The following is a 19,746-nucleotide window of genomic DNA, read 5'->3' on the forward strand; positions in this document are numbered from 1 at the left end:
TATGGCTGATATGGAATTTTCAAGTAGGCGAGAGGCTTTAAAATTTGGAGCTAAGGCTGCGATTTTAGCACTTGGTGGAGGCTTTGTTTGGTCGCTTAGCGCTAAAGCTTCGCCACTTATGCTTCTTAGGCCTCCTGGTGCAAAAGAAGAGAAGCAATTTTTACAAAGCTGCATTAGGTGTGGGCTTTGCGTAGAGGCTTGTCCATTTGATACGCTAAAGCTCTCATCGCTAGAAGATGGCATAAGCATTGGAACGCCTTATTTTGAGCCTAGAAAAATTCCTTGCTATATGTGTGAAAATATCCCATGTGTGCCAGCCTGTCCGACCGGAGCTTTGGACGTAAATTTAGTAAGCACAAAAGGTAAGCTTGACATAAATAAGGCCAAAATGGGTGTTGCGGTGGTCGATATGAAAAACTGCGTGGCACACTGGGGTATACAGTGCGATGCTTGTTACAGGGCTTGTCCTCTTTTGGACAAAGCCTTGTATCTTGAATATCGCCGTAACGAAAGGACGCAAAAGCATGCCTTTTTGCTTCCAGTGGTCGATAGCGACATCTGCACCGGATGTGGCCTATGCGAGCGAGCCTGTATCACTAAAAAAGCAGCCATTACCGTGTTAAACCGCGATGCGGTGCTTGGCAAAGTAGGCGATAACTACGTCAAAGGCTGGATAAAAGAAGATGAAAGACGCATAGACGATGCAGACAGCAAAATAAAGCTTGACATTAAAAAGGCGACTGATTATCTAAATGGTGGTGAGCTATGAAATTTTTAATCTTAAGACGAATAACTCAAATTTCTATCCTAGCACTATTTGTCCTAGGAAATTTTTACGGAGTTAAGATACTTGGCGGAAATTTAAGCTCATCTTTGCTTTTTGGAAAAATTCCACTAAGCGATCCATTTGCTTTGGTTCAAATTTTACTTGCGAGCTTTAGCGCTGGCATAAATGCAATTATTGGAGCTGGCATTATCTTTGCATTTTATGCACTGGTTGCTCCAAGAGCGTTTTGTTCGTGGATATGCCCGATAAATTTGCTAACTGATATTGCTTTTAAACTAAGAGAGAAATTTGGTTTTAAGGGCGAGAAGGTCTTAAATGTGAGTAAAAATTTACGTTATTATTTGCTGGCTCTTGCTCTTATATTAAGCCTTGCTTTATCTTATCCAGTATTTGAGAGCGTTAGCTATATTGGCATTATTCAGCGTGGCGTTATTTACGGCTCAGCTAGTGCTTTAGGCATAGCGGTTGCGATCATTGCTTTTGATATGTTTGTGTTAAAGCGTGGTATTTGCTCGCACGTTTGTCCGCTTGGTGCCTTTTACGCCATCATCTCAAAATTTGCCCTAATTAGAGTAAAACATGATGCCCAGGCTTGCACAAAATGTATGAAATGCAAGCTTATTTGCCCAGAGATGCAAGTGCTTGACATGATCGGTAAAGAGAGCCGCTCGGTAAGCTCAAGCGAGTGCATAAGCTGTGGCAGGTGCATTGATGTTTGTGGAGACGGAGCTTTGAAATTTAGTATTAGAAATTTAAGGAGAGAAAAATGAAAATAAAAATAATGATGCTTGGAGGATTGTGTGCTGCGTTTTTTGCGGCGTGTACTTTTAATAATCCAAGTATTAGTGATTCGCAAATCGGCTTTAGAAATATCGATTTGCTAGACGATAAAGACGTTGTACTAAAAGATGTGAACTACACAAAAGAGCCAGCTGGTATGTCAAAGAAATTTGATAGGTCTTTTGAAAATGCACCGCCATTTATCCCACACGATACTGAGGGTTTAGTACCTATCACAAAGGATATGAATATGTGCGTAACCTGCCATATGCCTGAGTTTGCAAAAGATAGTGGAGCAACACCGATACCATCATCTCATCTTTATGACATCAGAAATAAAAAAGATCTTGCAGGCAAGCTTGATGATGAAAGATATAACTGCACAACATGCCACGTTGAGCAACAAACTGGCTTAACTCAGCTGGTTGGTAATAAATTTAAGCCTGACTTTAGAGATAAAAACGGCACTCATAAGTCAAACTTACTAGATGTTTTAAACGATGGTGTTAAATAATGCAAAGCAGGCGAGAGCTTTTTAGTAAAATTTTGGGGGCAAAATTTGCTCCCAAATTTATAACTCCGCCATTTTTTAGCGGAGAGTTTGACTGCGGTGGATGCGATGCTAGCTGCGTAAATGCTTGTGAAAAAGAGCTTCTTAGCTTTGAAAATGAAAGGGTAGTTTTTAAAGTTAAAAAGCTGGGCTGTGACTTTTGCGAAGAGTGCGCAAAGGCTTGTGAGAGTCTTGGTAAGAAGACATTAAGCTTAAACTCACCAAAGAGTATAAATGCAAAAGTTAGCATCGATGTTTCTAGCTGTCTAGCATGGAACGATACAATCTGCTACAACTGCCTTGATGCTTGCAAATTTAAAGCAGTCGAATTTCTTGGCGTTTTTAGACCTATTGTTAATCAAAACTGCGTAAGTTGCGGCGAGTGCTTTGATGTTTGCTTTAAAAATTCACTTCAAATGGAGGCCTTATGAGAGCTTTGTTTTTTATTTTTTGTCTATTAAATTTTATCTTTGCAAGCGAGATCACCACTCCATATAAGCAAATAGAGGCTAGTGCAAATGTGCTAAGCACAACGTTAATAAATGGCAAACTTTTTATTGCAACTGATGGAGGGACGGTTGAAATTTATGATCCTAAAGAGTCTAAATTTGAAGAGATCATCAAAATGGATGATATAAAAACCTACGTTAGTGATCATGAAAGACCAAAAATTTTAAGCATTGATGAAATTGATGGCAAAACTCTTATACTTAGCGAAGGTGATTACGCTACAAAGGTGCTTCATCTAAGAGAAAATGGGCAGATGAGAAGCATAAAAATGGATAATCAAGCGATAAAAAAGGCATTATTTTTAGATAATGAGCATGTTGCACTTGCTTCAATTAGCAATGAAATTTACTTTTTAAACCTAAAAAGTGGCGAAATTTATGATAGCTTTAAAATTTCAATTGCGATGCTTTCAGATATGGAGATAAGCGAAGATAGAAGCACGCTAGCTATCGCTTGCGAGAGTGGGAAGGTCTACTTTTATAACATAAAAGCTAAAAAAATGGATCAAATTTTAGACATTCATACAGACAATATCTACGACATCTCATATAAAAATGGCGTCATGATCAGCGGAGGCACCGACAGGATCGTGGGGATATTTTCAGCTGGAAGCCTAAAAAAGATAAATACTGGCTTTTTGGTCTATGGCGTCGGCCTTAGCGATGATGGCAGAGTGGCGGCTTATATGAGCGATGAGATGAGCGATGTAAATTTAGTTGATAGCAAAAGCTTAGAAAATATCGCAATGCTAAAAACTGGACAAAGCACGATAAATAGCATAGTTTTTATAAGCGATAACGAAGTCGTAACTTCAGCCTATGAGAATAAAATTTTGTTTTGGAGAATTAAATGAATATTTCAAGTTTGATAGTTTATACGGACAATAAAAATGAAAGTGTAAAAAACGAAATAAAAAAGCTAAAAGAGTGTGAAATAATAACTGACGCAGACGATAGAATCGTAGTGGTAGTTAGCTCAGATAGTATTGAAGATGAGATAAAAAATTTTAAAAAGATAGAAGTTATCAGCGGAGTAGTGAGCGTTGCGATGGTTTATAGCTATCAAGAAGATGCCGAAGAAAATAGGAAAAAACTAGAAGAAAATGGCAAGATAAGTGAAATTTTAACAAGTGATGAGGTAAAGGCTGAGGATATTACTTATGGCGGCAGCGTACATCATAGAGTGAAATAGTAAAACTTAAATTTTTAGCTTTTGTATTGTGATTAAAATTTATAGTGCAAAAGCCTACCTTTCGTATAGATCTTCTTAACAAATTCATTGCTAGTACTGCTTATATTTAATCAACTTTGTTTGGCTTGTAGATTAAATTTATGTTCAAGGGTTAATAGATTTCGGGTGAAAAAAATTACTCAGCAAGCATTAAAATCAAAAGTTATAGTAAGTGAATTAAATTTTAGCTTAGAAGATCTTGAGATGATGCTTGCATAAAGAATTTTGGTAGGCCATTTTTGGCTTACTAATTTTATAGCCTAAGGTCTATCTTTGATCAAATTTAATAAATTTTCTCCAATATTTTCATTTGTTAGATTTGAAATTTCTTTATAAAAATTTCCTTTTTTGTCTATTAAATATATTGAAGAGCTGTGAGCAACAGAGTAGCCCATGGCTGAGTTTTCAAGACGGACTTTTTGAAATTTTACACCATAGGTTTTTGCCACTTCTTTTAAGGCGTTTAGTTTTAATCCATCGGCATCTTTATAGAAATTTTTTGCCATTAGAGTTAAATTTTCAGGAGTATCGCGTTCAGGATCAAGTGTAATAAAAAGTAGCTCAAAGTCATCTCTTTTTAGCTTGTTTAGTTCATCGCCAATCAAAGAGAGCGCAGTAGGGCAGACATCGGGGCAAAAAAGATAACCAAAATATATAACTTTGTACTTTCCGTCGTAATTTTTAAGACTTACTTCACCATTTTGTGAAAGTGCCTTAAAATCATACTTGTTTGGCTTTATTAGCAAAAGTGCAACACCTATACAAATTAAGATTATTATTAAGCCCCAAAATGCCTTTTTCATCGTTACCCTCTATAATTTTAGATCAAAATCTACAAAAAAACCAGTTTCTTTTTCGTCATCAAGCACTTTAAATCTATATCTCATAAGCTCGACAACGCAAGCACTTAGCACTACTTGAGCAGTTAAGTTATCGCCTCTTGGCTCAAGCCTTGCTTTAATCGATCCCATATTCATATTTATGCCGTCTATTTCAAGACTAGGATTTTTTAGCCCTAAATTTTTACCGTTAATGATTTTAAAGCTAAAAGGCCTCATAGCATAAATAGGTCTTGGTGAGATGTCTATTTTTAGCTTTACGCCTTTAAATTCCATCTCACAAGATTTGTTGTTTAGATCACATTTTAAAGGATCTAGCGATGTGTTTACATCGGCAAATTCAGGTGGATCTTCTTTGCTTGTTGTCATAAGCTTATAGCCTATCGAAAAAGCACCTAGAACAATAAAGATAAATGAAAAAATAATTATGATTTTTTTCATTATTTAAAGTTTTTAGTTACTCCGATATTATCAAGCTTTATGCTCTCGCCATTGCTAAATTTTAGCTCTAAATCAACTTTATCACCATCTTTTAATGGTTTATTTAGATCCATAAGCATAATGTGTAAACCGCCAGGAGCTAGTTTTGTTTCGCCATTTTTTGGGATCACTGCATCTTCGATTTGAACCATAGCCATCATACCATCATTCATTTTGTGTGTATGAATTTCTGTACTTTTGCAAACGCTTGAATGAGCGCCAATAAGCTTTACATCAGAATTTGAAGCATTTTTTATATCCATAAAAATTGCACTATTGTTTGTGCCAGGTTTTGTATCTCTAGCTCTAACATTTTCTAGGCTGATATCAGCCGCTATAAGGGTAGAAGCTACAAGCATCGCACCAAAAACGAATTTCTTCATATTTTTCCTTTGTGATAAAATTAATAATGGTTTTCACATTATACACTTAGGATTACTTAATTTACCTTTAAAACCTAAAAATATAAATTTTTTAGGATATAATTACGGACTAAATTTTACTTTTTGGGATATTTCACTTGAAAAAAATTATATTTTTCTTCATCGCGTTATCGCCTTGTCTTTTTGCCCAAAATTACGAAGAAATTTACTTAAAAAATGGCTCAGCTGCTGTTATTGATGCCATCGAAAAAAATATTTTAAGTAAGGATTACTGGCTAAAAAAGCTTGAGGGCAAGGATGTAAGATATGGATATTATGACAACGAGATACTTCTAAGTGTAGTTGATAAAACTAAAAAGAAGCTTGAAGTGATCTCTTATAATGGCGGCATTACAAAAAAGCTTTTTAGCTCAAGCGTTATAGTTGGCAAAAATGGTGATAAGCTTCTTGAAGGCGATCTAAAAACACCGGTTGGAGTGTATCAGCTTACACGTAGATTTACGCCAAATGATAGATATCTTGGCCCACTTGCATTTTCGCTTTCATACCCAAATTTGCTTGATAAGCTTGCAAAGCGAAATGGCGGTGGCATTTGGATACATGGCTATCCACTTGATGGTCAAAGGACAGATGAGCTAAAAACAAAAGGCTGCGTGGCTATGCAAAATGATACTTTGATGAAATTCGATGATATTGTGGATCACAAAAAAACACTTGCATTTATCTATGAAGATAAGCGTCCAGAAGCTAGCGCAAAAGATATTGCAGTTATCATTTCTGGACTTTTGGGCTGGAAAAAGACATGGAGTGAGAGCGACATTGAAAACTATCTTAAATTTTACGATAAAAACTTTGAGCGATACGATGGTATGAGCTTGGAAAAATTTAAAAGTATGAAGCGGGCTATTTTTTCTAAAAAAGAGAAAAAACGCATTAGTTTTTCAAATTTTCTCATCACGCCTTATCCAAATCTTAAAAATGATAGGCTTTTTCGTGTGAGTTTTTATGAGGATTATGTTTCAGATACGCACAAATTTGCTGGGCAAAAGACGCTTTATGTGAAGCTTTATAACGATGATATGAAAATTTTTATAGAGGAGTAAAAGTGGAAAAATCTCAAGAAGTAAAAGAAAAAATCGAAAAAATTTTAGAGGCAAGAGCTGCTTTTTTTGCTGAGCTTGACCGTCAGGTTCCAAAGAAGAATGGTACTGATGTTTTTGATTTTAGCAAAGTAAAAGAGGCTGATCTGAAAGAAATTTACGCTAAATTTTATGCATTTGATTACAACGTAAGAAAACTTTTACCGGATGTTTATACGGCTTTTAATGTGAATTTTAATGTCTGAAATACGCCTAAATAAAGCTTCATATATTCATAACCTCACTCAAATTTGTGCTAAAGCCGGTGGTAAAGAAAAAGTAATAATTGTATTAAAAGACAATGCTTATGGTCATGGCGCAAGACTTATTGCAAATGAAGCTAAAAAATTTGGTATAGAAATTTGTGCTGTAAAAAGTGAGTTTGAGGCAAATGAAATTTCTGACATATTTGAAAATATTCTCATTCTCTCACATATCCCAACTGGAAATGAAAGCAGCAAATTTATCTATGCGATAAATGATATAGAGGCGCTTTTAAAGATAAAAGATGGCTCAAAAATCAACCTTGCAATTGACACTGGTATGCATAGAAATGGGCTTGATATTAGCGAGCTTGATTATGCGTTTGAAATTTTAACAAGAAGGAATTTGGAGCTTCTTGGAGCTTATACTCATTTTCGTGCAAGTGATGAGCTAAATGCTGACTATTTTGTGCAAAGGGAAAATTTTAGGGTAGCAAAAGAGAAAATTTTAGCTCTTTGCGATGAGTTTGGTATAAAAAAACCGATCTTTCACTCTCACAACTCAGCTGCTCTTGAAAGAGTAAGCGAAATCGATGATGATATGGTGCGTGTTGGCATCGCTCAGTATGGATACGCTCAGTTTGGTGATAGTTTGGGCTTAAAGCCGGTACTTTCACTATGGGCAAAAAGAGTTAGTAGGCGTATTTTAAAAAGTGGTCAAAGTGTTGGATATGGCGCTAAATTTAGCGCAAAAGAAGATATAAATGTAGCCACTTATGATCTTGGATATGGCGATGGATTGCTAAGATACAATGGATGTGGTGAGCTAAGACTTGCCAATAACGAGCCAATACTGGGCAAAATTTCTATGGATAGCTTTAGTTGTAAAGATAGCGGCGAGTGGGTCTGTGTCTTTGAGGATGCAAATATTTGGGCAAAATTTTTTGATACGATAAGTTATGATATTTTAGTAAAGCTCTCGCCAAATATCACTAGGAAATTTATATAAAGGCAATATATGAAAAAGATTGTTTTATTAGCTCTTGCTAGCCTTGCTTTTGGTGTGCAAGAGAGTGAGTTTAAAATTTATGAGCAGATATTAAATCAGCTTGATACTAAGCAGATCCCAGCTTTTGTCGTCCAAACTGCAAAGCCAAATTTGCCAAGCAGGGTCGATGAGATGATTACGCTAAAAGATGTAAGCAGCAGCGGGCTAAACATACACGGTGAGTTTGTTTTAAACGAGACCAAGACAAAGAGAATAAAAGGCTACAACAAAGCTCAAATTTTAGCTTTAAAAGATGAGTTTTATAAAAATGGAAAAGATGCGCTTTGCAATTCAGGTATGGCAAGAGCTGTGCTAAATCGTGGCATCACTCTAAGTGGTAGTTACAGCTTTGAGGGTAGGCATTTTTTTGATATAAATTTGGATAAAAGTAGTTGCGAGTAGTCATTTTTTTACTGTTTTTTTACTCGCTTGCCCTGGCTCTTACGCCAGATATGGCAGCGAAAAATCATGCAACTTACTACAAAAAAAAGCTCCCATTTATCTGCACGCCAACACTTACGCTTAATGATATCTTAAATATCGGTGATACGCTCATTTATAGATATGCCATCAAACACGCAAGAAAGCAAGAGATTAAAAGGCTTGAAGAGAAAGAGCTTTTAGAATTTATCGAAGCTATCAAAAAAGAGAATTTGCGAACTGCTTGCAAAGATAAAGAGATCTTAAATATGCTAAGCATCGGTGTCACCTTGGATGAGCTTTTCTATTCAGAAAATGGTGAGCTTATTTTTGAGTATACTATAGAAGATCGTGACTGCAAGATATTGCAGTGAAATTTGGGGCTAAATTTCGGTTTTTTGGTTGAAAATTTGATCCTTTACAATTTTAAAATTCTATTTACTTACAAGAATCGACTACTGATTTTAGGCCTCGAAAAGTTTGCCACTAAAATCAGAGCCGAAATTACTCGCTCATGAAATTTAAAATTTTTGTAAATTTATAAATTTAAAGCCAAAAAAGATGACAGAAAAAGAAATTTAGCCCAAATTTTACTAAAGGCTAAATTTTTACATACTTCTTTTTATTTCTTGCTCAAGCCTTTGAAGCTCAGCGATCCTATCGCTAGTGCTTGGATGCGTTCTAAAAAGTACGCCAAGCTTGTTAGTTAGCGAGCCAAATGGATTTACGATAAACATATGAGCACTTTGTTCGCTTGCATTTTGCATAATGTAAGAATTTGAGTAGCTCTCAAGCTTTCTTAGAGCACTTGCAAGCCACTCTGGGTGTCCTGTTAGATAGGCTGCGCCTTTGTCCGCCTTGTACTCGCGCTCCCTTGAGATCGCCATTTGGATGATTGTGGCAGCTATTGGCATGAGTATAGCAAGTGCTAGCATAACGATGGCATTACCGCCACCTCTTCTTGAACCGCTGCTTTGCCCAGCAATACCACCAATCTTAGCAAAATTTGCAAGCATTGCGATAGCGCCAGCTAGTATGGCAGCGATTGAGCCAGTTAGGATGTCGTAATGCCTTACGTGGCTTAGCTCGTGAGCTAGCACACCCTCGATCTCGTTTTCATTTAAAATTTTTAAAAGCCCCTCGGTTACTGCAACGGCTGCATGGCTTGGGTTTCTGCCCGTGGCAAAGGCATTTGGTACCTCTTCTGGTATGATGTAAATTTTTGGCATAGGCAAATTTGCCTTTTGTGTGAGACGAGATACGATCTCATAAAGCCCGTGAGCGTTACTCTCATCGACTGGGATAGCGTTATATCTTTTAAGCACCAGAGTATCACTAAAAAAATATGAAAAGATATTTGTGCCAGTTGCTATCAAAAAGGCGATCATCATGCCATGCTCACCGCCAATATATCCGCCAACAGCGATAAAAATCAGCATTAAAGTAACCATTAAAAAAGCAGTTTTAAAAATTTCCATTTTTGTCCTTATTCTTTTATAGCATTTGGCAAGATCGCAGCATCGATGTTAAATTTTACAAGTTGTGTCAGTTCGATTTCGTCTTTTATTAAAACAGCTATAAGCGCGTCAAATAAATAACTCTCAGCAATCTTTGCTAAATCTTTTGCAATGTCAATATCGGCAATAATAAATTTTGCTCCAGCAGCGTTTGCGACGATAGCTTCATTTAAATTTGAGACAAGGACGCTAAAGCTAGCACCAAGACTTAACGCTTTTTTTATCAAATTTCTATCAAATTTAAAAAGATTTTGCCTACCACTTAGCACATCTGCCTCGCCCTCACAAAGAAACAGTGGCTCAAATTTGATCAGCTCATCACCTAAAATTTTCATCTCTCACCCTTTATGCACTCTTTGCAGATGTATTTTCCGTCCCTTAGCACCATTTGATCGATGTCGCTAAAGACGCCGCATTTGCTGCACTCTTCGAAGTTGCTGGTGCTTATCTTGTCGCTTTTTTTTCTATTTTTAAAAAATATGATGTAAATCGCAACCAAAATCGCTACAAAAAGCAAGTATTTCAATGTATCTCCCCTCGGTTTTTGAGATTAAAAAATATGTAGTTTCTGTTTTTTTCATTATAAATTTGTGCGTCTATGCCTGAAATTTCCTCCATGACGCTAGAGCCCTTGTAGATGAGAAATTTAGTGCTCTCATCATAAAATCCCTTGCAAATTTTTATAAGCTCTTTTGTCTTGCTAAGCGCCCTTGAAGTGATGAGATCAGCCGTAAATTTATCTGCAAGCTCGATCTTTTGGCTATGAACTTCTAAATTTTGCAAGCTAAGCTCGATCTTAGCGTAGCTTAGAAATGATGACTTTTTGGCTATCGGCTCAAAAAGGTGCCACTTAGTGTGCGGCATCGCAAGTGCTAGAAATATCGCTGGAAAGCCAGCCCCACTGCCAACATCGATCGCAGTTTTAGCACTTAGATCAAAAATTTCAAGCGGCTTTATGCTATCAAGCACCTGCTCGCTTATGTCTTTATAATTGCTTAAGCTATGAACCTTATTAAATTTAGCAAAAATTTGAGCGTAAGCCTTTACTTTTTTGTTAAATTCAGCTGGCAAGCAAAGCTCATTTTTCATCACAAGATGTGTCCCATTTGCTCTTTTTTTACTTTCAAGTAGCCTTCGTTAAATTTGTTTGGTTTTATGACGATAGGCACGCGTTTTACAATCTTTACTGAGTTTAGTCCGTGAAGTTTTAATGGGTTATTTGTGAGTAAATTTACCTCTTTTATGCCGTAGTGATTTAAGATAAAGTCAACCACTTCGTATGTCCTCTCATCAGCCTTAAAACCTAGCTGGTGATTGGCTTCTATCGTGTCAAAGCCCTTGTCTTGGAGGCTGTAAGCGTTTATCTTGTTTAAAAGCCCGATATTTCTACCCTCTTGACGTAGGTAGATGACCATGCCGCCATTTTCTTCGATATATTTTAGGCTCGCTTCGAGCTGGTCGCGGCAGTCGCACTTTAGGCTTCCGATCGCATCGCCAGTTAGGCATTCGGAGTGAATTCTAAGATTTACCACTTCGCTTAGAGGCTCTTTGTAGATCACGAGGTGCTCTTTTGCCCCTTCTTTGAAGGCTTGAACCTTATAAGTGCCAAATCTTGAGGGTAGATTTGCTACATTTGAAATTTCTATTTTCATTTTAAATTTACTCCAACTATGCTAAACTAGCTAAAAATCAAGCATTTTAACAAAGAAAAGGCAAAAATATGTTTAAACGTTTTAGAAGATTGAGAATAAATCCAGCCCTAAGAGATATGATAAGAGAGACGAGCCTTAGCGTAAATGATTTTATTTATCCACTCTTTGTAGTCGAAGGCAAGGGCATTAAAAACGAAATTTCTTCAATGCCAGGCGTCTATCAAATGAGTATCGATGAGATTTTAAAAGAGTGCGAAGAGATAGTAAATTTAGGCATAAAATCGATCATTTTATTTGGCATACCAAGCCTAAAAGATAGCGTTGGCAGCGACGCACTAAGCAACGACGGTATCATCGCCACGACACTTCGAGCCATAAAAGATAAATTTCCAAATTTATTTGTCATCACAGATCTTTGCTTTTGCGAGTACACAGATCATGGCCACTGCGGCATTATCGACCACGTGCACAACACCATTGACAACGACGCCACACTTGAAATTTCAGCCAAACAAGCCTTGATACACGCTCAAAATGGCGCTGATATGATCGCACCAAGCGGTATGATGGATGGTATCATCGCAACGCTAAGAGAGGCGCTTGATAGCAATGGCTATGAAAATTTACCAGTGATGGCATACTCGACTAAATTTGCCTCAGCCTACTACGGACCATTTCGTGACGTGGCGCAAAGTGCACCAAGCTTTGGCGATAGAAAGAGTTACCAAATGGACAGCGCAAACCGCCTTGAAGCCATAAATGAGAGCTTGCAGGACGAGGCGCAAGGCGCTGATATATTGATGGTAAAGCCAGCGCTAGCCTATCTTGATGTTGTTAGAGAGCTTAGAAATTTAACCCTTCTACCAATCTGCGTCTATAACGTAAGCGGTGAGTATGCACTGCTAAAAGCTGGCGCAAAAGCTGGCATCATCGACTACGAGCGTGTTATGATGGAGACGCTTATCGGCTTTAAAAGAGCAGGGGCAAATTTGATCATCACTTATCACGCAAAAGAAGCAGCCAAAATTTTAAGGGGCTAAGATGAGGCATTTTTTGACGCTAAATGACTTTAGCAAAGATGAAATCGAGCAGATGATAAATTTAGCCCGCAAGATCAAAAAAGAGGCGAAAGCTAGAGAATTTAAGCCATATCTTAAAGACCAAAAGCTTGCGATGATATTTGAAAAAAGTTCAACTAGAACTAGAGTTAGCTTTGATGTTGGCATGCACGAGCTTGGCGGATATGCGCTATTTTTAAGCAAAAATGATATACAAATAGGCCGCGGCGAGCCTATACGAGATACCGCTAGAGTGATAAGCAGGATGTGCGACATGGCTATGCTAAGGGTCGATAGGCACGAGACGTTAGAAGAATTTGCTAAATTTTCAAGTGTGCCAGTGATAAACGGCTTAAGCGATAAATTTCACCCAGTGCAGCTCATGGCAGACTATCTAACTATGCTTGAATTTAGCGCAGGCGAGAAGGTCGCATACGTAGGAGATGGCAACAACATGACCCACTCGTGGCTCATGCTAGCAAGCAAACTTGGACTTGAACTAAGAGTGGCTACGCCAAAAGGCTATGAGGCGGACGCTGAAATTTTAAAAATGGCTAATGAAAACGCAAAAATTTCAGGTGCGAAAATTTTTATCACAAATGATATAAAAGAAGCGGTAAATGGTGCCGATGTAGTGACTACGGATACTTGGGTATCGATGGGGCAAGAGGCCGAGAAAGAGAAGAGACTAAAAGACTTTGCTGGATACTGCGTGGATGAAAATTTGATGAGCCTAGCTAAAAAAGATGCGATATTTTTGCACTGCCTACCAGCTTATAGAGGCTATGAGGTGAGCGAGACAGTTTTTGAGAAGCACGCGGATGAAATTTTTAGCGAGGCTGAAAACAGACTTCATGCCCAAAAAGGCGTTATGGTCTGGCTAAATGAGAGAAGAATATGAGCAAAGAGAAAAGTATATATGATGAGATAGATGAGATCGGCAATAGTCTTGGGCTGAGTAATCCTGAAAAGACGATCTTTGAGATAGTTTCAACCAAAAATCCAAATGAGCATATTTTAAATTTAAAAAGTGGCTCTTGGGATTCAAAAGAACCATGGTTTGGTATTGATGAAAATCAAAATTTACACACAGTAATCTCTGTAAAATCGCTTTCGGCTTTGATTGAGGCTTACAAAGAGTCTCAAAAAGAAAATTTTGATCTAAGGCTTGAAAAGACGATCTGGCAAAATATACCGGTTGATTTTAGTGATGTTTGGGTAGTTGCTATGGATGAGATAAAAAAGATCGCTCACGATAAAAAGAGCAGGCAGTTTAACATCGACCTTGATAAGCTGGTAAAAAATATCAAAAAAGAGCATCCAAATTTATTTGTAGACATAAAAGAGGTGATTCAAATGGCAAGGAGTAGGGCAGATGATTGATTTTAGTGCTTATGTGAAGTATTCAAGGCCAGGGCCAAGATATACTAGCTATCCGACAGCGCCAGAGTTTAGTGATAAATTTAGCTATGAGGCATATATAAAAGAGCTTGAAGACCGTGATCTAAAGCGACCGCTTTCACTATATTTGCACTTGCCATTTTGCAGAAGTGCTTGTTATTTTTGCGGCTGTAACGTCATTTACACTAGCAAAGAGGACCGCAAAGAAAGATATATAAGATATATAGAAAAAGAGCTTGAAATTTTAGCTCGTCACCTGGACACCAGCACTGAGGTCTTGCAGATGCATTTTGGTGGCGGTACACCTACATTTTATAACGCAGTACAGCTTGATGAGATAATTAAATTAATCAAATCTAAATTTAAAAATTTCTCAAAAGAGGCTGAGATAAGTTGCGAGATAGATCCAAGATTTTTAACAAGAGAGCAGCTTGATGTACTTGTTTCTCATGGATTTAACCGCATAAGCTACGGCGTGCAAGATTTTGACGAAAAGGTGCAAAAAGAAATTCACAGAATTCAGCCCTATGAGATCACTCAAAATGCTGTAAAAATGGCTAGAGAAAAGGGCATAAAGTCGATAAATATGGACCTAATCTACGGTCTGCCGTATCAAAGTCTAGATAGTTTTAAAAAGACACTCGAGCTAGCTCTCACGCTTGATCCTGACAGACTTGCAGTCTTTAACTATGCTCATGTGCCATGGATAAAAAAATCAATGCGTAAATTTGATGAGATGACATTGCCAGATCCTGAAGTAAAGCTTGAGATTTTGAAATTTACAGCTGAGTTTTTAACTAAAAATGGCTATAAAATGATAGGCATGGATCACTTTGCAAAACCAAATGACGAGCTCTTTGGCGCTTTAGCAAATGGCACTTTACATAGAAATTTTCAGGGCTACACAACAAAAGGTGGTGCTGACTTGATTGGTATTGGAGTGACCAGCATAGGCGAATGCAAAAGACACTACGCACAAAATCATAAAGATATGGATGAGTATGAAAAGGCAATTGATAGTGGAAAGCTGCCATATGCAAAGGGAATTTATCTAAGTGATGAAGATCTGCTTAGAAAGAGCGTGATTATGAACTTAATGAGTAATTTTGGACTTAATATCAAGGCAGTTGAGGATGAATTTAATATAAATTTCTTTGAACACTTCAAGGAAGAGCTTGTGGAGCTAAAAAATTTAAGTGAGTTTGTTGATGTTACACCCACAAAAATTAACATAAATGAAACAGGTACGCTAATAATACGAAATATTGCAATGTGTTTTGATGAATATCTAAAGAAAATTCCCGAGAATTTAAGGCGTTTTTCTAAAACTATATAAAAATTATTTTTTTGTCATAAGATATTTAAAATACGTTTAATATTTCTTGATGTATAATTCGCATTAAAATTTTAAGTATAGACTTAATAATAAATAAAGGTAAAAGGATCTTAGTTATGAAAAAGATGTTAGCAATTAGTGCTTTGGCAGTAACTGTGCTGTCAGCTCAAGATGTTCCTTATAGGATTTTTCTAGCTTCATTTGCACAAGATGATAATCAGGCTAGAATCGACAGTGCTATTAATAAAGTTAATAGTAAAATTTCTGACAGTAGGCTGACCACAGGCATCTATGAGGTTGGTGGACGAAAATTTTTATATGTTGACACAACCCCAGTCTCTGAGGATGAAGCTAATAGTCTATTAGTTAAAGTTCAAAACGAATCAGGCTATAAGGATGCTTTAATGAGACCAAAAGCACCTGTAGCTGATACTCAAACAACAAAAAAATCTAATATAGAACAAGCTATATCAACTGAAGTAAAACCAGTAGCACAAGTTGATGATGGAGTTTTGACTTTAGATCAAGTTATAAAGACTATTTTAAATGAAAATCCAAGTTTAAAAGCTACAGAATTTAACTATCTACAAGTTGGCAAAGATCTAAAAATAGCAAAAAATGCCTATTATCCAACACTTGACGCTGCTGCTAGAGTGGGATATGAGAAAAAACGCCTTGATGATGGAGTTTCTACAAGAAGAGGAGATGGAAGAATTTCTGGCACATCTCTAACCTTAGTTGAAAATTTATACAATGGTGGTGCTGATAAAAATAGAATAAATTCCCAAAGCGCAAGGCTTGATTCAGCTGCTTATTCAGTAGCACAAGCTGCAGATAGACTTACATTAAATGCTGCGAATGCTTACTTGCAAGTTCTTCAAACTAAGAGAATTTTAGACATTGAAGAAGAAAACGTAAAGAGTCATGAGGAAATTTATAGTCAAATTAAAGATAGAGCAAGATCAGGTTATGGCGTAGCTTCCGAAGAGAGACAAGCTGGATCGCGCTATACTCTAGCTCAATCAAACTATACAGCCGCTAAAAATAACTATGAAGATGCACTTTCTACATTTGAGAAATTATATGGAAAAAAAGTTGCAGCTAAAAATTTAGTAATGCCTGAGTTTAGCCTTCCTTTGCCTAGCACAAAAGAAGCTGTTTATAACAAAGCAATTCTTTGCAATCCGTCACTTTTGGTTCAAAAATCAAATATTGCTATGGCAGAGTCAGTTGTAAAAGAGAAAAATGCGCCTTTCTTACCAAAATTAGATCTTGTTGTATCTGGTGCGTATGATCATTCAAATGTTTTATATGACAATTATGAAGAACAAACATTTGACGCACTTTTAAGACTAAACTATAACCTTTACAATAAAGGTAATGATAAACTAGATAAAGAAAAAAGCCAACTTGCCGTTCAACAAGAGCAACAAACTTTAGATAATCTTGTAAGAGAGCTTAAAGAATCTTTGGAATTTTCATGGCAAAATTATGTTCTTAATCAAGAAAAAATGGGATATCTAAATCAACACGTTGAATATGCTAAAGCTACACTTGATGCTTATCAGGATGAATTTAGAATCGGTCGTCGTGATCTTATAAACTTGCTTGATGCCGAAAATGAATACAACTCTGCATTAAAAGAGATCGCTACAACTGAGACAGCACTATCTTATGCAAGATACAGACTGTTAGATAATATGGGAATGATCTCAGATAGCTTTGAACCAGGTTTTGCAAAGAGATACATTCAAGGTGCTTGCAGCATTCAAAACGATTTAAGATAAAAATGTAAAAAGTAATGACCATGAGGGTCAAGACAAATTTTTGGACGCTTATTGTAAGCGTCCTTTTTTTATTATTAGCGAGTGCTATTGGAGATTTTATAAAATCAACAACTATAGCAAAGGTAGCTAAAATTTATGGAGAAGATGCAAGAAGAAGGGCCTCTGCTCTAAATTCTTTAATGACTTCATTGCAAGATGCAACTGAACAAGAGAAATTAATAAAAGTGAATGACTTTTTTAACTCTTTTAGATGGGTTGATGATATGCAGCTTTGGCACAAAAAGGATTATTGGGCTACTAGAATGGAATTTATAGGAAAAGGTGCTGGTGACTGCGAAGACTACGTTATTGCAAAATATTTTACACTAAAGCAGCTAGGAATTCCAACTCAAAAATTATACTTCACATATGTTAAAGCCTTAAGATACAATCAAGCTCATATGGTTTTAGCATACTATGATACACCAAAATCTATTCCATTAATTTTAGATAACATAAATGGTAAAATAAAAATCGCAACTCAAAGAACAGACCTTGTTCCAGTTTATAGTTTTAATGGTGATTCGCTATACTTGGCAAAACAAGAAGGTCTTGGTCAAGCAATACCAGGTGGAAATAAAAAACAAAATCCTAAGTGGGTGGAACTAATAGATAGGATAGGAAAAGAGGATTTATGACGCTATTTAAACAAATTATGATCGCCGTGATAACTTTTGGTATCATGATTTTTATGGCTGTTGGCTACTTAAATTTTAAGAGCCTAAATGGATATATTAATGACCAGCTTGGTGAAAATGCAAGGCATACAGCAAATTCGCTTGGACTTGCTTTAAAGCCTATTATCGATCCAGACGATATGTCCTTGGCTCAAACAATGATAAATTCTATGTTTGACAGCGGCAGATACAAGCTTATCAAGCTTGAAGATGTTGATGGTAAGGTTCTTATTGAAAATTCTCAACAAACTGTTGTTAAAGATATTCCTGAGTGGTTTTACAAAATAGCCAAGTTCGAAGCACCAATAGCAGATAGTGAGATTATGACTGGCTGGGCAAAATTTGGTACTCTTTATGTTCAAGGTAGCACTGCACTTGCCTACAATGAGCTTTATACTAACTCAAAAAATATTTTTAATTTTCTTCTTCTAATGATAATTGTCACTCTTGTGGTGGCATATTTCGCTCTAAAAGCTATTTTTAGACCGCTTATGAAGGTTCAAGATCAGGCTGAGGCCATACTTGATAATAAATTTATTATTCAGAAAAGAATTCCATTTACAGCTGATCTTAAAAAAATGGTTCTAGCTATGAACTCTATGGTTAGCAAGGTAAAAGACATTTTTGAGAGAGAGGCAGCCACACTTAGTAAGTATCAAGAACTTTTATATAAAGATACAATGAGCGGTGCTAATAACAGAAGATTTTTTCAAACTAAATTTAGTGAGTATCTAGCAAGTGAAGAATATTCAAGTGGTGTTGCTTTACTTGTTAGTTTTAAAGATCTAATAAATTTAAAAAGTACGCTTGGCTTTGAAAAATGGCAAAGCGTTGTAATGAAAATAGCTCAAATTTTACAAGAAAAATCAATTCATAATGATAAAAATGCGGTTGTTGCAAGGCTCAACGATAATGATTTCATCGTACTTTCGTATGGTAGAAATTCATCAAATTTCTTGGCTCTATGTGATGAAATTATGAACGAATTTAAAAAGCTTTATGCAAATTTTGCACTAAATGATAGTGAGTATCCAGTAAATGCTGCGATAGTAGAGTATTCACCAAATTCTGATATTAAGACACTTCTTACTTCAGCTGACGTTACATTGGCTAGCTCAAGACTTGCTGGAAGCTTTACATATAAGGTATTTAATGAAAATCAAAATACTTTAGTGATTGGTAAAGAGAAGTATAAAGAGCTTATTTTTGACTCAATAAAAGAGGATGAATTTAAATTTGCAGCTCAAAAAGTGATTGATCTTAATTCAAATTTTGAGCAGTATGAGCTTTATTTGAGGCTTGTTGATAAAGATGGCGTATGGCGTATGGCCTCATATTTCATGCCGATGGTTAATGAGCTAAATTTAGGTGCAATGCTTGATCTTCATATCTTAAATAGGGTAGCCAGAATTTTACCGGAGAATATCTTACCAAGCGGTAATTTAGCCATAAATTTGGGAAAAGAGATATTAAATTCAGATGAAAATTTTTCAAAACTCGAAGCTACACTTAAAAAGATAAGTCAAATTTCAAAATATAAAAACTATATAGAAATTCCAAATAAAGACGATATTAGCATAGAAAGTATAGTTAAGCTTACTAAAAAATTAAAAGAACTTGGCTTTGGATTTGGTTTTGACCACTTCGAGCTTAACGCAAAAGGTATCGAGAAACTAAAAGAATTTAACCCTGATTATGTAAAAATTCAGTCAAATGTCTTGATTGACTTCTTAAGTGATAAGTCAGGAGTAAATACAAAACAATCACTTGATGTTGTTTTAAGCTCAAAAGACATTATTTTGATCGCAATCGGTGTTGAAGGCGAAGAGCAGAAGAAAAAGTTAATCGATCTTGGCATTAAAAATATGCAAGGAATTTATATAGATGAAATTAAGAACATTGGATGATAG

At 36.3% G+C, this 19,746-nt stretch carries 26 protein-coding genes; 18 read left to right on the top strand and 8 right to left on the bottom strand.

Going from position 1 to position 19,746, the window contains the following annotated elements; translation table 11 throughout:
• Position 1: 1 nt before the first annotated feature.
• From napG to F3H00_RS02190, 6 genes are read left to right on the top strand one after another with little or no spacing between them, the layout of a single operon-like run.
• Complete coding sequence (napG, locus tag F3H00_RS02165) at positions 2-769, top strand: ferredoxin-type protein NapG (RefSeq protein ID WP_148798271.1); 768 nt, start codon at positions 2-4, stop codon at positions 767-769.
• On the top strand, positions 766-1,557 hold the full coding sequence (gene napH / locus F3H00_RS02170; RefSeq protein ID WP_148798273.1) for a quinol dehydrogenase ferredoxin subunit NapH: 792 nt from the start codon (positions 766-768) through the stop codon (positions 1,555-1,557). The genes napG and napH overlap by 4 nt, the downstream gene beginning before the upstream one ends.
• Positions 1,554-2,081, top strand: a complete 528-nt coding sequence (locus tag F3H00_RS02175; protein ID WP_084108411.1) for a nitrate reductase cytochrome c-type subunit — start codon at positions 1,554-1,556, stop codon at positions 2,079-2,081. The genes napH and F3H00_RS02175 overlap by 4 nt, the downstream gene beginning before the upstream one ends.
• The gene (locus tag F3H00_RS02180; RefSeq protein ID WP_148798275.1) at positions 2,081-2,548 is read left to right on the top strand and encodes a 4Fe-4S dicluster domain-containing protein; all 468 of its coding nucleotides are present in this window, start codon (positions 2,081-2,083) and stop codon (positions 2,546-2,548) included. Before F3H00_RS02175 ends, F3H00_RS02180 begins: the two co-directional genes overlap by 1 nt.
• On the top strand, positions 2,545-3,480 hold the full coding sequence (locus tag F3H00_RS02185; protein WP_148798277.1) for a WD40 repeat domain-containing protein: 936 nt from the start codon (positions 2,545-2,547) through the stop codon (positions 3,478-3,480). The genes F3H00_RS02180 and F3H00_RS02185 overlap by 4 nt, the downstream gene beginning before the upstream one ends.
• Positions 3,477-3,818: a chaperone NapD gene (locus tag F3H00_RS02190; protein ID WP_054196381.1), complete on the top strand. Its 342-nt coding sequence runs from the start codon at positions 3,477-3,479 to the stop codon at positions 3,816-3,818. Before F3H00_RS02185 ends, F3H00_RS02190 begins: the two co-directional genes overlap by 4 nt.
• Before the next feature lie 299 nt (positions 3,819-4,117).
• Here F3H00_RS02190 and F3H00_RS02195 read toward each other — a convergent pair whose 3' ends face one another.
• The 3 genes from F3H00_RS02195 to F3H00_RS02205 form a co-directional block, all read right to left on the bottom strand.
• On the bottom strand, positions 4,118-4,660 hold the full coding sequence (locus tag F3H00_RS02195; RefSeq protein ID WP_054196383.1) for an SCO family protein: 543 nt from the start codon (positions 4,658-4,660) through the stop codon (positions 4,118-4,120).
• 9 nt (positions 4,661-4,669) lie between these two features.
• Positions 4,670-5,065 carry a hypothetical protein gene (locus F3H00_RS02200; RefSeq protein WP_181001578.1) on the bottom strand — a complete coding sequence of 132 codons (396 nt, stop codon included), beginning with the start codon at positions 5,063-5,065 and terminating at the stop codon, positions 4,670-4,672.
• Between the two features lie 71 nt (positions 5,066-5,136).
• Positions 5,137-5,559, bottom strand: coding sequence for a copper chaperone PCu(A)C (locus F3H00_RS02205; RefSeq protein ID WP_148798279.1), 423 nt, complete (start codon positions 5,557-5,559; stop codon positions 5,137-5,139).
• A gap of 137 nt (positions 5,560-5,696) precedes the next feature.
• Between F3H00_RS02205 and pgp2 the strand changes: the two genes are divergently transcribed.
• The 5 genes from pgp2 to F3H00_RS02230 are packed head-to-tail and all read left to right on the top strand — an operon-like array spanning position 5,697 to position 8,743.
• Positions 5,697-6,662 (top strand): cell shape-determining L,D-carboxypeptidase Pgp2, encoded by a 966-nt coding sequence (pgp2, locus tag F3H00_RS02210; protein WP_087576820.1) that lies wholly within the window; start codon positions 5,697-5,699, stop codon positions 6,660-6,662.
• A gap of 2 nt (positions 6,663-6,664) precedes the next feature.
• A complete protein-coding gene (cmeU, locus tag F3H00_RS02215; RefSeq protein ID WP_087576821.1) occupies positions 6,665-6,904 on the top strand; it encodes a CmeU family protein in 240 nt (79 codons plus the stop codon).
• Entirely contained in the window at positions 6,897-7,910 is a 1,014-nt protein-coding gene (locus tag F3H00_RS02220; protein ID WP_148798281.1) for an alanine racemase, read from the top strand. Before cmeU ends, F3H00_RS02220 begins: the two co-directional genes overlap by 8 nt.
• Before the next feature lie 9 nt (positions 7,911-7,919).
• A complete protein-coding gene (locus F3H00_RS02225) occupies positions 7,920-8,351 on the top strand; it encodes a peptide deformylase (protein WP_103582578.1) in 432 nt (143 codons plus the stop codon).
• The gene (locus F3H00_RS02230) at positions 8,342-8,743 is read left to right on the top strand and encodes a flagellar protein FlaH (RefSeq protein ID WP_148798284.1); all 402 of its coding nucleotides are present in this window, start codon (positions 8,342-8,344) and stop codon (positions 8,741-8,743) included. The genes F3H00_RS02225 and F3H00_RS02230 overlap by 10 nt, the downstream gene beginning before the upstream one ends.
• Positions 8,744-8,977: 234 nt before the next feature.
• Here F3H00_RS02230 and htpX read toward each other — a convergent pair whose 3' ends face one another.
• Genes htpX through ribA form a run of 5 tightly spaced genes read right to left on the bottom strand, consistent with a single transcriptional unit; the run spans position 8,978 to position 11,538 of the window.
• Complete coding sequence (gene htpX / locus F3H00_RS02235; protein ID WP_148798286.1) at positions 8,978-9,847, bottom strand: zinc metalloprotease HtpX; 870 nt, start codon at positions 9,845-9,847, stop codon at positions 8,978-8,980.
• A gap of 8 nt (positions 9,848-9,855) precedes the next feature.
• Positions 9,856-10,221 carry a hypothetical protein gene (locus tag F3H00_RS02240; protein ID WP_148798288.1) on the bottom strand — a complete coding sequence of 122 codons (366 nt, stop codon included), beginning with the start codon at positions 10,219-10,221 and terminating at the stop codon, positions 9,856-9,858.
• Positions 10,218-10,412, bottom strand: a complete 195-nt coding sequence (locus tag F3H00_RS02245) for a hypothetical protein (RefSeq protein WP_009294554.1) — start codon at positions 10,410-10,412, stop codon at positions 10,218-10,220. The genes F3H00_RS02240 and F3H00_RS02245 overlap by 4 nt, the downstream gene beginning before the upstream one ends.
• Entirely contained in the window at positions 10,409-10,975 is a 567-nt protein-coding gene (gene rsmG, locus F3H00_RS02250; RefSeq protein ID WP_148798290.1) for a 16S rRNA (guanine(527)-N(7))-methyltransferase RsmG, read from the bottom strand. The genes F3H00_RS02245 and rsmG overlap by 4 nt, the downstream gene beginning before the upstream one ends.
• A complete protein-coding gene (gene ribA / locus F3H00_RS02255) occupies positions 10,975-11,538 on the bottom strand; it encodes a GTP cyclohydrolase II (RefSeq protein ID WP_148798292.1) in 564 nt (187 codons plus the stop codon). Before ribA ends, rsmG begins: the two co-directional genes overlap by 1 nt.
• 68 nt (positions 11,539-11,606) lie before the next feature.
• Here ribA and hemB point away from each other — a divergent pair, with 68 nt between their 5' ends.
• The 7 genes from hemB to F3H00_RS02290 all read left to right on the top strand — a co-directional run bounded on the left by hemB (position 11,607) and on the right by F3H00_RS02290 (position 19,743).
• The gene (gene hemB, locus F3H00_RS02260; RefSeq protein WP_148798294.1) at positions 11,607-12,578 is read left to right on the top strand and encodes a porphobilinogen synthase; all 972 of its coding nucleotides are present in this window, start codon (positions 11,607-11,609) and stop codon (positions 12,576-12,578) included.
• A 1-nt stretch (position 12,579) separates the two neighbouring features.
• Positions 12,580-13,497, top strand: a complete 918-nt coding sequence (gene argF / locus F3H00_RS02265; RefSeq protein ID WP_148798296.1) for an ornithine carbamoyltransferase — start codon at positions 12,580-12,582, stop codon at positions 13,495-13,497.
• Positions 13,494-13,979 (top strand): DUF2603 domain-containing protein, encoded by a 486-nt coding sequence (locus F3H00_RS02270; RefSeq protein WP_148798298.1) that lies wholly within the window; start codon positions 13,494-13,496, stop codon positions 13,977-13,979. Before argF ends, F3H00_RS02270 begins: the two co-directional genes overlap by 4 nt.
• The gene (gene hemN / locus F3H00_RS02275) at positions 13,972-15,333 is read left to right on the top strand and encodes an oxygen-independent coproporphyrinogen III oxidase (protein ID WP_148798300.1); all 1,362 of its coding nucleotides are present in this window, start codon (positions 13,972-13,974) and stop codon (positions 15,331-15,333) included. The genes F3H00_RS02270 and hemN overlap by 8 nt, the downstream gene beginning before the upstream one ends.
• 116 nt (positions 15,334-15,449) lie before the next feature.
• Positions 15,450-17,120: a TolC family outer membrane protein gene (locus F3H00_RS02280; RefSeq protein WP_148798302.1), complete on the top strand. Its 1,671-nt coding sequence runs from the start codon at positions 15,450-15,452 to the stop codon at positions 17,118-17,120.
• Positions 17,121-17,140: 20 nt separating this feature from the next.
• Positions 17,141-17,797, top strand: a complete 657-nt coding sequence (locus tag F3H00_RS02285) for a transglutaminase-like cysteine peptidase (RefSeq protein ID WP_107953835.1) — start codon at positions 17,141-17,143, stop codon at positions 17,795-17,797.
• Positions 17,794-19,743, top strand: coding sequence for a bifunctional diguanylate cyclase/phosphodiesterase (locus tag F3H00_RS02290; RefSeq protein ID WP_148798304.1), 1,950 nt, complete (start codon positions 17,794-17,796; stop codon positions 19,741-19,743). Before F3H00_RS02285 ends, F3H00_RS02290 begins: the two co-directional genes overlap by 4 nt.
• Positions 19,744-19,746: the final 3 nt, after the last annotated feature.

It is taken from the genome of Campylobacter concisus, from assembly GCF_902460845.1.
GTDB classification, from domain to species: Bacteria; Campylobacterota; Campylobacteria; order Campylobacterales; family Campylobacteraceae; genus Campylobacter_A; species Campylobacter_A concisus_X.

Coding starts and splice junctions, on each gene's coding strand:
- ribA (WP_148798292.1), bottom strand. CDS start 11,538: ATGAAAATAGAAATTTCAAATGTAGCAAATCTACCCTCAAGATTTGGC.
- argF (WP_148798296.1), top strand. CDS start 12,580: ATGAGGCATTTTTTGACGCTAAATGACTTTAGCAAAGATGAAATCGAG.
- napH (WP_148798273.1), top strand. CDS start 766: ATGAAATTTTTAATCTTAAGACGAATAACTCAAATTTCTATCCTAGCA.
- F3H00_RS02185 (WP_148798277.1), top strand. CDS start 2,545: ATGAGAGCTTTGTTTTTTATTTTTTGTCTATTAAATTTTATCTTTGCA.
- F3H00_RS02270 (WP_148798298.1), top strand. CDS start 13,494: ATGAGCAAAGAGAAAAGTATATATGATGAGATAGATGAGATCGGCAAT.
- napG (WP_148798271.1), top strand. CDS start 2: ATGGCTGATATGGAATTTTCAAGTAGGCGAGAGGCTTTAAAATTTGGA.
- F3H00_RS02240 (WP_148798288.1), bottom strand. CDS start 10,221: ATGAAAATTTTAGGTGATGAGCTGATCAAATTTGAGCCACTGTTTCTT.
- F3H00_RS02200 (WP_181001578.1), bottom strand. CDS start 5,065: ATGACAACAAGCAAAGAAGATCCACCTGAATTTGCCGATGTAAACACA.
- hemB (WP_148798294.1), top strand. CDS start 11,607: ATGTTTAAACGTTTTAGAAGATTGAGAATAAATCCAGCCCTAAGAGAT.
- F3H00_RS02190 (WP_054196381.1), top strand. CDS start 3,477: ATGAATATTTCAAGTTTGATAGTTTATACGGACAATAAAAATGAAAGT.
- F3H00_RS02290 (WP_148798304.1), top strand. CDS start 17,794: ATGACGCTATTTAAACAAATTATGATCGCCGTGATAACTTTTGGTATC.
- F3H00_RS02220 (WP_148798281.1), top strand. CDS start 6,897: ATGTCTGAAATACGCCTAAATAAAGCTTCATATATTCATAACCTCACT.
- F3H00_RS02195 (WP_054196383.1), bottom strand. CDS start 4,660: ATGAAAAAGGCATTTTGGGGCTTAATAATAATCTTAATTTGTATAGGT.
- hemN (WP_148798300.1), top strand. CDS start 13,972: ATGATTGATTTTAGTGCTTATGTGAAGTATTCAAGGCCAGGGCCAAGA.
- rsmG (WP_148798290.1), bottom strand. CDS start 10,975: ATGAAAAATGAGCTTTGCTTGCCAGCTGAATTTAACAAAAAAGTAAAG.
- htpX (WP_148798286.1), bottom strand. CDS start 9,847: ATGGAAATTTTTAAAACTGCTTTTTTAATGGTTACTTTAATGCTGATT.
- F3H00_RS02285 (WP_107953835.1), top strand. CDS start 17,141: ATGAGGGTCAAGACAAATTTTTGGACGCTTATTGTAAGCGTCCTTTTT.
- F3H00_RS02280 (WP_148798302.1), top strand. CDS start 15,450: ATGAAAAAGATGTTAGCAATTAGTGCTTTGGCAGTAACTGTGCTGTCA.
- F3H00_RS02180 (WP_148798275.1), top strand. CDS start 2,081: ATGCAAAGCAGGCGAGAGCTTTTTAGTAAAATTTTGGGGGCAAAATTT.
- F3H00_RS02175 (WP_084108411.1), top strand. CDS start 1,554: ATGAAAATAAAAATAATGATGCTTGGAGGATTGTGTGCTGCGTTTTTT.
- F3H00_RS02205 (WP_148798279.1), bottom strand. CDS start 5,559: ATGAAGAAATTCGTTTTTGGTGCGATGCTTGTAGCTTCTACCCTTATA.
- F3H00_RS02225 (WP_103582578.1), top strand. CDS start 7,920: ATGAAAAAGATTGTTTTATTAGCTCTTGCTAGCCTTGCTTTTGGTGTG.